The sequence below is a fragment of the Pseudomonas sp. F01002 genome (assembly GCF_004402115.1).
Lineage (GTDB): Bacteria > Pseudomonadota > Gammaproteobacteria > Pseudomonadales > Pseudomonadaceae > Aquipseudomonas > Aquipseudomonas frigoris.
Genome location: NZ_SOPU01000024.1, coordinates 51,344 through 67,285 on the forward strand (window position 1 = coordinate 51,344; position 15,942 = coordinate 67,285).

The window sequence follows — 15,942 nt, forward strand, 5'->3', positions numbered from 1 at the left end:
TCAGGCCACCGGCCGGAGCCGCTCAAAAAAGCCGGTTGAGGCCATCGTACGCCGCTACCCGATAGGCTTCGGCCATGGTCGGGTAGTTGAACGTCGTGTTGACGAAGTACTTCAGCGTGTTCAGTTCGCCCGGCTGGTTCATGATCGCCTGACCAATGTGAACGATCTCCGACGCCTGATAACCGAAGCAGTGAACACCCAGCACTTCCAGGGTTTCGCGGTGGAACAGAATCTTCAGCATGCCCTGAGGCTCGCCGGCGATCTGTGCACGCGCCATGCCCTTGAAGAACGCCTTGCCCACTTCGTACGGCACCTTGGCCTGAGTCAGCTCCTGCTCGTTCTTGCCGATCGAGCTGATCTCCGGAATGGTGTAGATGCCGGTTGGCACGTCGTTGACGAAGCGCCAGCTATGGTTGTCAACGATGCTGCCAGCGGCCGAACGACCCTGGTCGTGAGCAGCACTGGCCAGGCTCGGCCAACCAATCACGTCACCGGCGCCGTAGATGTTCGGCTTGCAGGTACGGTAGGCCTCGTCCACTTCGATCTGACCACGGCTGTTGACCTTCACGCCGATGTTTTCCAGACCCAACTGATCAGTGTTGCCGGTACGGCCGTTGCACCAGAGCAAGGCGTCGGCCTTGATCTTCTTGCCGGACTTGAGGTGCAGGATCACGCCGTTGTCCACGCCTTCGACGCGGTCGTAGTCTTCGTTATGGCGAACCGTGATGTTGTTGTTGCTGAAGTGATAGCTCAGGGCCTGGGAAATTTCCGAGTCGAGGAAGCTCAGCAACTGACCGCGGTTGTCCACCAGTTCAACCAGTACACCCAGACCGCTGAAGATCGACGCGTACTCACAACCGATCACGCCGGCGCCGTAAACGATGAGTTTGCGCGGGGTGTGGCCGAGGCTGAGGATGGTGTCGCTATCGTAGATACGCGGGTGGTGGAAATCGATGTCCGCCGGACGATACGGACGCGAACCGGTGGCGATGATGATGTGCTTGGCAACAAGCTTCTCCACAACACCGTTGGCGCAGACCACTTCAATGGTTTGCTCATCAGCGAAGCTGCCGGTGCCGAAGAACACGTCGACGCGGTTACGAGCGTAGTAGCCGGTGCGCGATGCGACTTGTTTGGAGATGACTTTTTCGGCGCTTTTCAACACGTCCGGGAACGAGAACCACCGTGGCTCACCAATGGCCCGGAACATCGGGTTGGTGTTGAACTGCATGATCTGCCGGACCGAGTGACGCAGTGCCTTGGACGGGATGGTGCCCAGGTGGGTGCAGTTGCCGCCGACCTGGCGACGGCTATCGACCATCGCCACCTTGCGCCCTGCTTTGGCGGCGTTCATTGCCGCGCCTTCTCCCGCCGGGCCGGAACCCAGCACCACCACGTCGTAGTTGTAGACAGCCATGCATACTCCTCAGAACAGGCCGCGGCGCCCTCGGCACCTGCGGCTAAATCACGCCGATCTGCGGCGTGAAGGAACAATTTGGGGCCAGTGCAGAACCCGGACACAGTCTATATAAGCGTCAACGCCGCGCACATTAACCCTTGGTCGCGTCGTAGGCTACTTTTGCCTGCACTACAACGCCAGTCTTTGCTGCTTGAATCGCTGCGATCACTCGGTTTTTCCGCCACTCAGGCGTTCAAAAGCCTGCGTGGTTCGTGTGACGAATCCTGTATCGGCACGAATCACAAAGAATGCACCGATGTCATGCGTTTGGGCATAGTCCCAACCCCTTTCGGGACCCAGAATCAGCAACAGCGTCGATAAGCCATCGGCCATCAACGCTGAAGGATGAATCACCGTGACTGACGCCAGGGTGTGTAGGACCGGCGCCCCGGTGCGGGCATCGAAGGTGTGGGAATAACGCCGACCGTCCTGCTCGAAATAGTTGCGGTAGTCGCCGGAAGTGGAAACGCCATAGCCGTCGACGGCGATGATGCGCTCGGCCACTTGCTGGTCGTCGCGGGGCTCTTCCAGGGCGACGCGCCACGGTGAACCGTCGAGTTTTTTGCCGGCAGCCTTGAGTTCGCCGGTGGCTTCGGCGAGGTAGTTGTGGATGCCCATTGCTTCGAGTTTTGCGGCAATCGTGTCGACTGCGTAGCCGGCGGCGATGCTGTTGAAGTCGACCTCGACCGCAGCGTCCTTGCACAGCTGATCGCCGTCGATACGCAGGTGCTGGTAACCGACTCGCTGCCTGACTTCGGCCAACACCTGGGCCGAGGGGGCTTTCTCATTACGAGCCTGCGGGCCGAATCCCCAGAGATTGAGCAGCGGCTCCACCGTCAGGTCGAAGGAACCTTCGCTTTGTTCCGACAGACGCTCACCGACACGCACCAGTTTGAGGATCGGCGCGGGCATTTTCTGACAGCGGTTGGCGGGTAGATCGTTGAAGCGCTCGATGTCCGAGTCGCTGCGGTAGGTCGACAGTTGTTGATCGACGTCAGCGAGGATTTTTTCGACCTGAACACGGACCTCGGTCGGGGCGGGAAGCCCGGCATGGCGCAGGTACTTGATCGAATACGTGCTGCCCATGGTCGGGCCGCCGAAGCTTTCCATGGAATCGCTGTTTCCGCAGCCTGAAAGGACGCCGAACAGAAAAATTAAAACGCCTTGCCACCTATTCAACAATCCCCACCCTCCCCCAGGCATTCCCTGACACAACGCCAAGGCTCGCCATTATGCGGTAGAAGTGTGGGAGCGGCGGTGCGGCGATCCGACTTGCTCGCGAAGGCAGTGTGTCAGTCGACAATGATATTGACTGCCACACCGCCTTCGCGAGCAAGCCCGCTCCCACATTTAATCTGCGTTTGCCCATGCCTGCTAGTTCGCTCCAGTCCGCGATTCATACCGCGTAATGGCTATATCGTTTAAGCAGCAAGCTAATTAGTTGTTGCCTATCGATATCCGCACACATATTGTTACAAGTCTGTCCGCCGACGGAGTCTGTCCTTATGGGCGGCGGCGAGGACGCGTCTAAACCAGGGATTTGCGACAAGACAGCCAGCAGTGAGTACGTTCAAATGTCCACGAATACGGGCAAAGGCAAAGCGATTTTTCGCGTTGTCAGCGGCAACTTTCTCGAGATGTTCGACTTTATGGTCTACGGCTTTTACGCCACGGCCATTGCCAAAACCTTCTTCCCTGCCGATAGCGCGTTCGCCTCCCTGATGTTATCGCTGGCCACCTTCGGGGCCGGCTTCCTGATGCGCCCATTGGGGGCGATTTTCCTCGGTGCCTATATCGACCGCCATGGTCGACGCAAAGGGCTGATCATCACCCTCGCGATGATGGCTGCCGGTACGGTATTGATTGCTTGTGTGCCGGGTTACGCCACATTGGGCGTTGCAGCGCCGCTGATCGTGCTGTTCGGCCGTTTGCTACAAGGCTTCTCGGCCGGTGTGGAACTGGGCGGTGTGTCGGTGTACCTCGCCGAGATTTCCACACCGGGTCGCAAAGGTTTTTTCGTCAGTTGGCAGTCCGCCAGTCAGCAAGCCGCGGTGGTATTCGCCGGCCTGCTGGGTGTTGGTTTGAACCACTGGCTGAGCCCGGAACAAATGGGTGATTGGGGCTGGCGTATGCCGTTTCTGATCGGCTGCATGATCGTACCGGTGATCTTCGTGATTCGCCGCTCACTGGAGGAAACACCGGAATTCCAGACGCGTAAACACCGCCCTACCCTGCGGGACGTCGTCCGCTCGATCAGTCAGAACTTTGGTATCGTCATCGCCGGCATGGCGTTGGTGGTGATGACCACTGTGTCGTTCTACCTGATCACCGCCTACACCCCGACCTTTGGCAAAGCCGAACTGCATTTGTCGGACCTGGACGCGTTGCTGGTGACGGTGTGCATTGGTCTGTCGAACTTCTTCTGGCTACCGGCCATGGGTTCTGTGTCCGACAGGATTGGACGCAAACCCTTGCTGCTGACGGCGACGATTCTGGCGATCCTCACCGCCTACCCTGCCCTGTCATGGCTGGTAGCGAACCCGAGCTTCAGCCACTTGCTGATCGTCGAGTTGTGGCTGTCGTTCCTGTATGGCTCGTATAACGGCGCCATGGTGGTAGCCCTGACCGAGATCATGCCGGTAGAAGTTCGTACAACCGGTTTCTCCTTGGCCTACAGCCTGGCGACTGCAACGTTCGGTGGGTTTACCCCCGCGGCCTGCACGTACCTGATCCACGTGCTGGATAACAAGGCTGCGCCAGGGATATGGCTCAGTGGTGCGGCGGTATTGGGGTTGATTGCGACGCTGGTGTTGTTCAAAGGCAATCGGCATGAACTGCGGACCGCGCAGGCAGCAGTGGTTGGCGGTGCCTGAGAGATCGCTTTCGCGAGCAAGCCCGCTCCCACATTGGATTTGCGTGCGCCGCAGATCAAATGTGGGAGCGGGCTTGCTCGCGAAGAGGCCGGCCCAAACAACACACCTCCAACCGGCCTATCGCACACAAACAAAAACGCCCCGACCAAAGTCGGGGCGTTTTCATGTGCAGCTAACGCTTAGCGCGGGAATGTTGGCGGGTTTACACCGGCCATGTCTTCCATCACGCGAACCACCTGGCAGCTGTAACCGAATTCGTTGTCGTACCAAACGTACAGAACAACGCGGTTGTCTTGGCTGATGGTTGCTTCAGCGTCCACCACGCCTGCGTGGCGCGAGCCAACGAAGTCGGTGGATACCACTTCCTGCGAATTGACGTAGTCGATTTGCTTATGCAGATCGGAGTGCAGCGCCATGTAGCGCAAGTACTCGTTCATCTCTTCACGGGTGGCGGCCTTCTCAAGGTTCAGGTTGAGAATGGCCATCGACACGTTAGGCGTCGGAACGCGGATCGCGTTACCGGTCAGTTTGCCGGCCAGTTCAGGCAGCGCCTTGGCAGCAGCGGTGGCAGCACCGGTCTCGGTGATCACCATGTTCAACGCGGCGCTACGGCCACGGCGATCGCCTTTGTGGAAGTTGTCGATCAGGTTCTGGTCGTTGGTGTACGAGTGAACCGTTTCAACGTGACCGTTGATGATGCCGAACTTGTCGTTGACTGCTTTGAGCACCGGCACGATGGCGTTGGTGGTGCAGGAAGCTGCGGAAACGATCTTGTCATCAGCGGTGATTTCACCGTGGTTGATGCCGTGAACGATGTTCTTCAGCTTGCCTTTGCCAGGCGCGGTCAGAACAACGCGATCGATACCCGGGCAAGCCAAGTGCTGGCCCAGACCGTCGGCGTCACGCCATACACCGGTGTTGTCCACCAGCAGCGCGTCTTTGATGCCGTACTGGGTGTAGTCCACTTCAGTCGGGTTTTTCGCGTAGATAACCTGGATCAGGTTGCCGTTAGCAGTGATGGTGTTATTGGCTTCATCAATGGTGATGGTGCCATCGAACGGACCATGGACCGAGTCACGACGCAGCAGGCTGGCACGTTTGACCAGATCGTTCTCGGCGCCCTTGCGGACAACGATGGCGCGCAGACGCAGGCCGTCGCCGCCACCGGTTTTCTCGATCAGGATGCGCGCCAGCAGACGGCCGATACGACCGAAGCCGTACAGAACAACGTCGGTGCCTTTGCGGGCGGAAACATTTTGCTGACCAACGACGTCAGCCAGTTCTTCACGGACGAACTGCTCGGCAGTGCGGCCATTGCCTTCAGCCTTGAACTTGACTGCAAGCTTGCCCAGGTCTACCGAAGCAGCGCCGAGCTTGAGCTCGCTCATTGCCTTGAGCAGCGGGAATGTTTCGTGGACGGACAATTCGCTGTCATCGGACTGACGATGACGAGCAAAGCGGTGAGCTTTGAGAATCGCAATGACTGAACGATTGATCAGGCTGCGGCCATAGATCGAGCTCACCACGTTGTTATTGCGGTAGAGCTGACCGATAAGCGGAATCATCGCTTCTGCGAGTGCTTCACGGTCGATCCATTCACCAAGACACTGGTCGGGCTTCTGAGTCACGGGAACCTTCCACATGTAGGGGCAGAAAAAAGGGGCTACATTATGCCGCCGAGTGCCTCCCGTAGCAATGCGCGCCTGTCGCGCGGCCAGTAACAAAATCCTCTTAAAAAAAATGACGCACGGCTAAAGCCCAATGAAAACGCGGCCTGCAGCGCAGTCATTTTTTGGGAGACACCGCTGTCTTGTCTGTAACCCTCCGTAACACTCGGTCGTTTTGCCACTACATATTCAGTCTTTTTTACTAAAAAACGGGCCGATTTTGTCTTTACCACTACATTTCGCCCAACCTGCGTAATAGACACAGTCTGCAACTGACAGGCGGCACCCGGGACCGTTACAATTACCGACTTTGTCGCAACGCTTGGAGCTCAACCTTCCGTGCCCGTTCTGCGTCTACCGCTTCTCCCTGCCGCGGCAGGTAAACAGCACTGGGGCAACCTGCCCGGTGCCGCCCTGAGCCTGGCCATTGCCGAGGCCGCCAGCGCTGCCAAGCGCTTCACCCTGCTGCTGACCGCCGACAGCCAAAGTGCCGAACGGCTGGAACAGGAGCTGAGTTTCTTCGCCCCGGATTTGCCGGTGCTGCATTTCCCGGACTGGGAAACCCTGCCCTACGATCTGTTTTCGCCGCACCAGGACATTATTTCCCAGCGAATCTCCGCGCTGTATCGATTGCCGGAGCTGAGTCATGGCGTTTTGGTCGTGCCGATCACCACAGCCCTGCATCGCCTGGCGCCGACCAAATTCCTGCTCGGCAGCAGCCTGGTGCTGGACATCGGCCAGAAGCTCGATGTCGAGCAGATGCGCACCCGGCTTGAGGCCAGCGGCTATCGCTATGTCGATACCGTCTACGAGCATGGCGAATTCACCGTGCGCGGCTCGTTGATCGACCTGTTCCCGATGGGCAGCAAGCTGCCTTTCCGCATCGACCTGTTCGACGACGAAATCGAGACTCTTCGTACCTTCGATCCGGAAAACCAGCGCTCCATCGACAAGGTTGAAACGGTTCGCCTCCTGCCAGCGAGAGAGTTTCCGCTGCAAAAGGATGCGGTCACCCGCTTCAAGGCGCGCTTCCGTGAGCGTTTCGATGTCGACTTCCGTCGCTGCCCGATCTTCCAGGACTTGAGCAGCGGGATTACACCGGCCGGTATCGAGTACTACCTGCCGCTGTTCTTCGACGAAACCTCTACACTGTTCGATTACCTGCCGCAGGACACGCAAGTGTTTTCCCTGCCCGGCATCGAGCAAGCGGCGGAAAACTTCTGGAACGATGTGCGCAATCGCTATGAAGAGCGCCGCGTCGATCCGGCCCGTCCTTTATTGCCGCCGGCTGAACTGTTCCTGCCAGTGGAAGATTGCTTCGCTCGATTGAAGAACTGGCCGCGCGTGGTCGCCAGTCAACAGGACGTGGAAACCGGCGTTGGCCGCGAGCGCTTCCCCGCTCGGGAGCTGCCGAACCTGGCCATCGAAGCCAAAGCCACCCAACCGTTGGCGGCGCTGGCGGGTTTCCTCGACGAGTTTCCCGGTCGCGTGCTGTTTACCGCCGAGTCCGCGGGCCGTCGTGAAGTGTTGCTGGAGTTGCTGGAACGCCTGAAGCTGCGACCGAAAACCGTCGACAGCTGGCCGGACTTTGTCGCGAGCAAGGAGCGCCTGGCGATCACCATCGCGCCGCTCGACGAAGGTCTGGTACTCGACGATCCGGCCTTGGCCCTGGTCGCCGAAAGCCCGTTGTTCGGTCAGCGCGTGATGCAGCGCCGTCGCCGCGAGAAACGCGCCGACGCCAACAACGATGCCGTTATCAAAAACCTCACCGAGCTGCGCGAAGGCGCGCCGGTGGTGCACATCGATCACGGTGTCGGGCGTTACCTCGGGCTGACGATTCTGGAAATTGATAGTCAGGCCGCCGAATTCCTGACCCTCGAATACGCCGAAAACGCCAAGCTTTACGTGCCGGTGGCCAACCTGCATCTGATCGCCCGTTACACCGGCAGCGACGATGCCCTGGCCCCGCTGCACCGTCTCGGCTCCGAGACCTGGCAGAAAGCCAAACGCAAAGCTGCCGAACAAGTACGCGATGTAGCCGCCGAGTTGCTCGACATCTATGCCCGCCGCGCCGCTCGCGAAGGTTATGCGTTCGCCGACCCGAAAGCCGATTACGCGACCTTCAGCGCCGGCTTCCCGTTCGAAGAAACCCCGGACCAGCAAACCACCATCGAAGCCGTGCGCACCGACATGCTCGCGCCAAAACCGATGGACCGCCTGGTCTGCGGCGACGTCGGTTTCGGCAAGACCGAAGTGGCGATGCGCGCAGCGTTCATCGCGGTACACGGCGGTCGTCAAGTGGCGATTCTGGTGCCGACCACCCTGCTCGCCCAGCAGCATTACAACAGCTTCCGCGACCGCTTCGCCGACTGGCCGGTGAGCGTGGAAGTGATGAGCCGCTTCAAGTCGACCAAGGAAGTAAACGCCGCGGTCGCGGATCTGGCCGAAGGTAAGATCGACATCGTCATCGGCACGCACAAGCTGCTGCAGGACGACGTAAAAATCAAAAACCTGGGGCTGGTGATCATCGACGAAGAGCACCGTTTCGGTGTCCGTCAGAAGGAACAGCTCAAGGCCCTGCGCAGTGAAGTCGACATCCTCACCCTGACCGCCACGCCGATTCCGCGCACGCTGAACATGGCGGTCTCGGGCATGCGCGACCTGTCGATCATCGCCACGCCGCCGGCCCGTCGCCTGTCGGTACGGACTTTCGTCATGGAGCAGAACAAAAGCACGGTCAAAGAGGCCTTGCTCCGTGAGCTGTTGCGTGGCGGTCAGGTCTATTACCTGCACAACGACGTGAAGACCATCGAGAAATGCGCCGCCGACCTCGCCGAACTGGTGCCGGAAGCACGGATCGGCATCGGCCACGGGCAGATGCGCGAACGCGATCTCGAACAAGTGATGAGCGACTTCTACCACAAGCGGTTCAACGTGCTGATCGCCTCGACCATCATCGAGACCGGCATTGACGTGCCGAGCGCCAACACCATCATCATCGAGCGTGCCGACAAGTTCGGCCTGGCGCAGTTGCACCAGTTGCGCGGCCGGGTCGGGCGCAGTCACCACCAGGCTTACGCTTATTTGCTGACGCCGCCGCGCCAGCAAATCACGCCTGACGCCGAAAAACGTCTGGAAGCGATCGCCAATACCCAGGACCTCGGCGCGGGTTTCGTGCTCGCCACCAACGACCTGGAAATCCGTGGCGCCGGCGAATTGCTCGGCGACGGGCAGAGCGGGCAGATCCAGGCCGTCGGTTTCACCCTTTACATGGAAATGCTCGAGCGCGCGGTAAAGTCGATCCGCAAGGGCGAACAACCGAACCTCGATCAACCGCTCGGCGGTGGTCCGGAAGTCAATCTGCGAGTACCGGCGTTGATTCCCGAGGACTATCTGCCGGACGTGCACGCCCGACTGATTCTCTACAAACGCATCGCCTCGGCCACCGACGAGGAAGGCCTCAAGGACTTGCAGGTGGAGATGATCGATCGTTTCGGTCTGTTGCCGGAACCAACCAAGAACCTGATGCGCATTACCGCGCTGAAATTACAGGCCGAGCTACTGGGCATCAAGAAAGTCGACGGCGGCCCGCAAGGGGGTCGAATCGAGTTCGCGGCGCAAACCCCGGTTGACCCGCTGACGCTGATCAAGCTGATTCAGAGCCAGCCAAAACGTTACAAATTCGAAGGCGCCACGATGTTTAAATTCCAGGTGCCGATGGAGCGCTCGGAAGAGCGCTTTAATACTGTAGAGGCGCTGTTTGAGCACCTCATTCCGAAAACTGCTTGAAGGACGCCGCATGCGCCTGTTTCGCTTACTGACCTTGTTGACAATGTTAATAACAGCACTGGTCACCCCTACGGCATTTGCCGATGACTTGTATCAGATTGAAATGATTCTGGTCCGCCAAAACGCCGTGCCCGCTATCGTCAGCCGCGCCGCGCCGGAAGACTGGGCTGCTGGAGCTCAGCCAATCAACCCCGACAGCCTGCGCACACCGAGCCTCAATGCTGAAGTGGAAAAACTCACCGCCAGCAATGAATACACGGTGTTGCTGCACAAGGCGTGGCAACAGAACCTTGGCGAAGAAGACAGCAAAGTTGCGATAAGCGAGGGCAAAGAACAGTTCGGCCAGTTCCCGATCGAGGGCACGCTGAGCATGAAACTGGGACGATTCACCGACGTGGATGCAGACTTCTGGGTCAACCAGATCGACGCCAACGGCATGGTCACCGCCAGCGAACGTATGAAGCAGGAAAGCCATACCAAGAACGGCCAGCTGAACTTCCTCGACAACGGCCACTTGGGCATGTTGATCAAGATCACCTCGCTGACTGCCCCTGCGCCTCGGCCAGTCCCCGATGAAATTCCGGACTGATTGAGTCCTTATGTCAGCGACCCTGAGCAAACCCCTGGCACCTTCCTGGGTCAGCCGATTCAAGGAACAGAGCCTGGAGCGTGGCCGTCGCTACGCTTTGGAGAACCGCGTCAGGATCGTCGAGGCCGGCGACGCCACGATCATTGCCGCCTGCGAGGGCTCTGGCGGTAACGTTTACCGTCAGACCATTCACCTGCGCGAGTCAGCCAAAGCCACGTTGCTGATGATTGACGCCACCTGCACCTGCCCGGTCCACAGCAACTGCAAGCATTGCGCGGCGGTGCTGCTGAAAGTGCAGGAAACCCTGGCTTACCCCGCCGCCGCGCAAGACGCCGAGCTACTCGAGAAACTTCAAGCCGTACTGGAAAACCGTAGCCCGAAGGCGCCGCCGCAAGTGCTGGTGGATAACGTGCAACCGGTGCCGCGCTTGTGGCTGGCGAGCATCGAGTTCAGCGCCTTCGAACCGCGCAACGGCAAGATGCAGCGTTATATTCAGCATCGCGCGGCGTTGTCTTTCAGCTATCTGGATGAATACGTTTCCGGGCAGAAGAATGCTGACATCCTGATACGTCAGGAGACGCAAACGTTACGGATAAAACGCCACCCGGAAGTCGAACAGACCTACAGGGAGCAACTACGAATCCTCGGTTTCAAGGTCGCCACCCGGCAAAGCAAAGCCTTGCCGGAAAGTGCCGGCGAACTTTTCGAGATGGTCAACGACAGCGCCTGGCTGACCTTCACCCTCAATGAACTGCCGAAGCTGCGCACCCAGGGTTGGGAGTTGCAGATCGACGAAGACTTCGGTTTCGACCTGACTGCCGTGGACGATTGGTACGCCACCGTAGAACAGGCACCGGAGCGCGACTGGTTCGATCTGGAACTGGGAATCATCGTCAACGGAGAACGGCTGAGTCTGCTGCCGATCCTGCTGAACCTGATGCGCTCTCACACCGAGATCCTCAACCCGGAACGCCTTGCACGACGTCGCGACGACGAGTTGATCCTGGTGAACATTCCCAATCGCCCGAACTCCGAATACGGCCCGTTGCAAGTCGCCCTGCCCTTCGGCCGATTGAAACCGGTACTGGCGACCCTCGGCGAGTTCTACCTGCAAGGGCCCGGCGAAACGACGCTGCGCCTGAGCAAAGCCGATGCCACGCGACTGAATCCGCTGGAAGACTTGCCGTTGCTCTGGGAGGGTGGCGAGAAAATTCGCACCTTTGCCCAGCGACTGCGGGACATCAAGGACTTCACCACGACCGCACCGGAAGGCTTGAACGCGACCTTGCGCCCCTATCAGCTGGAAGGCTTGAGCTGGATGCAGTCGCTGCGGCAACTGGAAGTCGGCGGGATTCTCGCGGACGACATGGGTCTGGGCAAAACCCTACAGACCCTGGCGCACATTCTCAGTGAGAAGAACGCCGGACGCCTCGATCGGCCGTGCATGGTGGTGATGCCCACCAGCCTGATCCCCAACTGGCTGGATGAAGCAGCGCACTTCACGCCGCAACTCAAAGTGCTGGCGCTGTACGGTGCCAGTCGCAAAAAGCATTTCGACACGCTGGCCGATTACGACCTGATCCTGACCACCTATGCGCTGCTGCCCAAGGACGTCGAACGTCTCGCCGCGCAGCCTTTGCACGTGCTGGTTCTGGACGAGGCGCAGTACATCAAGAACCCCAACAGCAAGGCCGCCCACGCCGCCCGCGAATTGAATGCCCGTCAGCGTCTGTGCTTGAGCGGTACGCCGCTGGAAAACCACTTGGGCGAGCTGTGGTCGCTGTTTCACTTCCTGCTGCCCGGCTGGCTGGGTGACGTGAAAAGCTTCAACCGCGATTACCGCGTCCCAATTGAAAAACGCGCCAGCGAAGTACGACTTCAGCACCTCAACGGTCGGATAAAACCATTCCTGCTGCGTCGAACCAAGGAACAAGTGGCGACCGAGTTGCCGCCGAAAACCGAAATCATCCATTGGGTCGAGCTGAACGAAGCCCAGCGCGACGTGTACGAAGCCATGCGTCTGGCGATGGACAAGAAAGTCCGCGACGAGATCACTCGCAAGGGCGTGGCGCGCAGCCAGATCATCATTCTTGAGGCGCTGCTGAAGCTGCGTCAGGTCTGCTGCGATTTGCGCCTGGTCAACGATGCCACCCTGCCCACTCGCGGCAGCACGTCGGGCAAGCTCGACAGCCTGATGGAAATGCTTGAGGAATTGTTCGATGAAGGTCGGCGGATCCTGCTGTTCTCGCAATTCACTTCAATGCTGTCGTTGATTGAAGACGAGCTGAAAAAACGCGGAGTCGATTATGCGCTGCTGACCGGGCAGACCCGCGACCGGCGCGCCCCGGTCAAAGACTTCCAGAGCGGCAAGCGTCAGATCTTTCTGATCAGCCTGAAGGCGGGTGGCGTCGGCTTGAACCTGACCGAAGCCGACACGGTGATTCACTATGATCCGTGGTGGAATCCGGCGACGGAAAATCAGGCCACTGACCGGGCGTATCGCATTGGTCAGGAGAAGCCGGTGTTCGTCTACAAGATGATTGCCAGGGGCACGGTGGAAGAGAAGATTCAGCATCTGCAGAAGGAAAAATCCGACTTGGCGGCTGGCGTGCTGGATGGGCGCAAGACCGGGGACTGGAAGTTGCAGAGTGACGATATTGAAGCGTTGTTTGCGCCGTTGCCGGATAAACTTGAAAAACGCTGAGATCGGCGGCGCCAGAAAGATTGCTATCGCGGGCAAGTCGGACCGCCGCACCGCCGCTCCCACAGAGTTAACATCAATCCTGTGGGAGCGTGGCTTGCCCGCGATGGCGTCAGCTCGGACTCACTGCAGTCACGCTTTATCAGGACCTGGGATCAGGCAACGGGGCAAACAGCGCTTCAATGTCACTCTGATCAAGCTTCCATCCCCCGGTTGTTCCGCCTTCAAGTACCGCTCCGGCCAGCGCTGCCTTCTCCTGTTGCAGTGCCTGTATTTTCTCCTCCACCGTGCCCCGGGCAATCATCTTGTAAACGAATACCGGTTTGTCCTGACCGATCCTGTAAGCACGATCGGTGGCCTGATTTTCAACAGCAGGGTTCCACCACGGATCGAAGTGAATCACCGTGTCGGCCGCTGTCAGATTAAGCCCCGTGCCGCCCGCCTTCAGACTGATCAGGAACAACGGCACCTTGCCGCTCTGGAAGTCTTTGACTGGCGTGCGCCGATCAGTTGTTTCGCCAGTCAATAACGCATAGCCAACACCACGATGCAGCAATTCTTCCTCAATCAATGCAAGCATCGAAGTGAACTGCGAAAACAGCAAAATCTTGCGCCCTTCACCGAGTAACTCCTCCAGCATCTCCATCAAGCCAATCAACTTGCCGCTGCCCGCACGAAGTGCTTTCGCCGTCAGAGACATTTTGACCAGCCTCAGATCGCAGCACACCTGACGCAACTTGAGCAAGGCGTCGAGGATGATGATCTGGCTACGCGCAACGCCGCTACGGGCAATTTCGTCACGCACCTTCTTGTCCATCGCTACGCGCACGGTTTCATAAACATCTCGCTGCCCATCGCTGAGTTCGATCCAATGCACGATCTCGGTTTTTGGCGGCAACTCGGTGGCGACCTGTTCTTTCTTGCGGCGTAGCAGAAAGGGCTTTATCCGGGCGGTCAGGTGCTGCATCCGCTCGCTGTTGCCGTGTTTCTCGATCGGGGTGCGGTAGTCGCGATTGAAGGTTTTACTGTCGCCAAGCCAGCCGGGCAACAGGAAGTGAAACAGTGACCATAGCTCGCCGAGGTGATTTTCCAACGGCGTACCGGACAGGCACAAACGCTGCCGGGCCTCCAAATCACGGGCAGCCTGAGCGGCCTTGCTGAGCGGATTTTTGATGTTCTGTGCTTCATCGAGAATCAGCACACTCCAGACCTGTGGCTGCAAAACCTCAAGATCACGCGGCAACAACGCATACGTGGTCAACACCAGATCGTATTCGGCAAGGTTGATGAAGTCCTTTTGCCGAGTGGCGCCATGAAGCGCCAAGACTTTCAGCTGCGGGGTGAAGCGTGCCGCTTCGTCGAGCCAATTGGGAATGAGGCTGGTCGGCATCACCGCGAGTGCCGGAAGATCGAGTCGACCTGCCTGCTTTTCCACTAGCAAATGAGCCAGTGCTTGCAAGGTCTTGCCCAGGCCCATGTCGTCGCCAAGGATACCGCCGACCTCAAGCTCACGAAGGGTTTGCATCCAGTTCAGACCTTCATGCTGATAAGGCCGCAGTGTGGCGTTGAGGCCTTGCGGAACAGCAACGTTCTTATGAGTCGATTCACGCAAGCGTTTCGCGAAACTGCGCAAGCGCTCGCCGCCCTGCCAGACCAGCGGCAGCCCCTCCAACTCACTCAATCGCGCTGCATCAGGGGCGCTCAAGCGTAACGAGGCACTGCTGCTCACACCCAAATACAACTCGCCGAGCGTTGCCATTAATGGCTTGATCCGCCCCAAAGACAGCGCAACTTTTATGCCTGGCTTGGCACCCAACTGCCCACTGCCGAGATCGATCAGCACGTGATCGTCATCATCACGCAAGGCCAGCTCTGCCGGCCTCAACAGTTGCGGTTGCCTGCGCAACAATTGAAGCAGGATGGGCAACAAACTGTGGCGCTCGCCATTGACCACGATACCCAACTGCAAATCGAACCACTCGCGTCCCGGAGATTCCTCGACATCGGCATACCATTCATCTATAGGCTGCAAATTGAAATGAAAGCCCTCGTTGATACGGATCTGCCAATTTGCCTCTCTGAGCGCTGGGACCCCGGATTGCACAAAAGCCAGCCAAGCCGAGTCGTCCGGCAAATCGAACATTTCGCCTGCACTATCAGGTAATGCATCACTTTTACGAGTAGCCTTTTTGAAGCCTTGTTTTTGTAAGGCATGGCGCAAGGCTTTTTCAATCACGGGTTTACGTTGAATGCGCTGGGTTTCGGTGCCGGACAGTATCAGTACTTCTGAAGATTTTTTATCCGCCGCCATGTGGCCGTTGTACGTAAACGCCAACGCAGCGCGGTGCTCAGGTTCGTACTTCCAGTTCCTGTAACGGTTGGTGCTTGCAAGTGTCAGGAAGGCTTGGGGTTCGACGTCATCGACGACCCGCTCGGTCAATGCATGCGGTGGAGGCACAACTCGAGTCACAGCGCCCATCCGATGGCTGAACTGCATCGCCTGGCGTGCGGGAATGTCAGGGGCCAATGACAAATGGCAGGCCAGCTTTTCGTCTAGCTCGCTTAGCAGCGGCCCAACCTCCATCCGTTCGCGGTCTAGGTAGTACAAAGGTTCCAGCGCCAGAATCGTTTCTTCTGGCGCTTCGTCACTACGCCATTGAGGACGGAAGCTGCCGCTGGCTTGCACGGTCCAGGCAAACTGCGCAGACCTGCTCTTTCCAGGTACCAGCGGCTGCAATTGTTCGAAGTCGAGATACAGGCGTGAAGTTTTCAATGCCAATTGAAGAACTTCGGCACCACTGCTGCCTTGCAGGGGATAACCGCTGTAAAACGAATGATGGGAGTGGACGGCGACCAGCAATCTT

The 15,942-nt window shown here is 58.6% G+C and carries 8 protein-coding genes; 4 read left to right on the forward strand and 4 right to left on the reverse strand.

Annotated features, from left to right (window positions below; all coding sequences use genetic code 11):
* Nucleotides 1-22 precede the first annotated feature (22 nt).
* Together sthA and E3W21_RS21170 are read right to left on the reverse strand one after the other, a co-directional pair.
* A complete protein-coding gene (sthA, locus tag E3W21_RS21165; RefSeq protein ID WP_129442932.1) occupies nucleotides 23-1,417 on the reverse strand; it encodes a Si-specific NAD(P)(+) transhydrogenase in 1,395 nt (464 codons plus the stop codon).
* A 207-nt stretch (nucleotides 1,418-1,624) separates the two neighbouring features.
* Nucleotides 1,625-2,662, reverse strand: coding sequence for an FAD:protein FMN transferase (locus tag E3W21_RS21170; RefSeq protein ID WP_134421743.1), 1,038 nt, complete (start codon nucleotides 2,660-2,662; stop codon nucleotides 1,625-1,627).
* A 371-nt stretch (nucleotides 2,663-3,033) separates the two neighbouring features.
* On the opposite strand from E3W21_RS21170, the gene E3W21_RS21180 reads away from it, so the two are divergent.
* The gene (locus E3W21_RS21180) at nucleotides 3,034-4,332 is read left to right on the forward strand and encodes an MFS transporter (protein ID WP_134421744.1); all 1,299 of its coding nucleotides are present in this window, start codon (nucleotides 3,034-3,036) and stop codon (nucleotides 4,330-4,332) included.
* Nucleotides 4,333-4,511: 179 nt separating this feature from the next.
* Here E3W21_RS21180 and E3W21_RS21185 read toward each other — a convergent pair whose 3' ends face one another.
* Nucleotides 4,512-5,975: a glyceraldehyde-3-phosphate dehydrogenase gene (locus E3W21_RS21185; RefSeq protein ID WP_129442924.1), complete on the reverse strand. Its 1,464-nt coding sequence runs from the start codon at nucleotides 5,973-5,975 to the stop codon at nucleotides 4,512-4,514.
* 363 nt (nucleotides 5,976-6,338) lie between these two features.
* On the opposite strand from E3W21_RS21185, the gene mfd reads away from it, so the two are divergent.
* From mfd to E3W21_RS21200, 3 genes are read left to right on the forward strand one after another with little or no spacing between them, the layout of a single operon-like run.
* Nucleotides 6,339-9,788, forward strand: a complete 3,450-nt coding sequence (gene mfd, locus E3W21_RS21190; protein ID WP_129442922.1) for a transcription-repair coupling factor — start codon at nucleotides 6,339-6,341, stop codon at nucleotides 9,786-9,788.
* A 10-nt stretch (nucleotides 9,789-9,798) separates the two neighbouring features.
* Nucleotides 9,799-10,377, forward strand: a complete 579-nt coding sequence (locus E3W21_RS21195; RefSeq protein WP_129442920.1) for a CsiV family protein — start codon at nucleotides 9,799-9,801, stop codon at nucleotides 10,375-10,377.
* Between the two features lie 10 nt (nucleotides 10,378-10,387).
* Entirely contained in the window at nucleotides 10,388-13,081 is a 2,694-nt protein-coding gene (locus tag E3W21_RS21200) for a DEAD/DEAH box helicase (RefSeq protein ID WP_134421745.1), read from the forward strand.
* Nucleotides 13,082-13,220: 139 nt separating this feature from the next.
* On the opposite strand, the gene E3W21_RS21205 is transcribed toward E3W21_RS21200, so the two are convergent.
* Nucleotides 13,221-15,575, reverse strand: coding sequence for a DEAD/DEAH box helicase (locus tag E3W21_RS21205; protein WP_371927134.1), 2,355 nt, complete (start codon nucleotides 15,573-15,575; stop codon nucleotides 13,221-13,223).
* Between the last annotated feature and the right edge of the window lie 367 nt (nucleotides 15,576-15,942).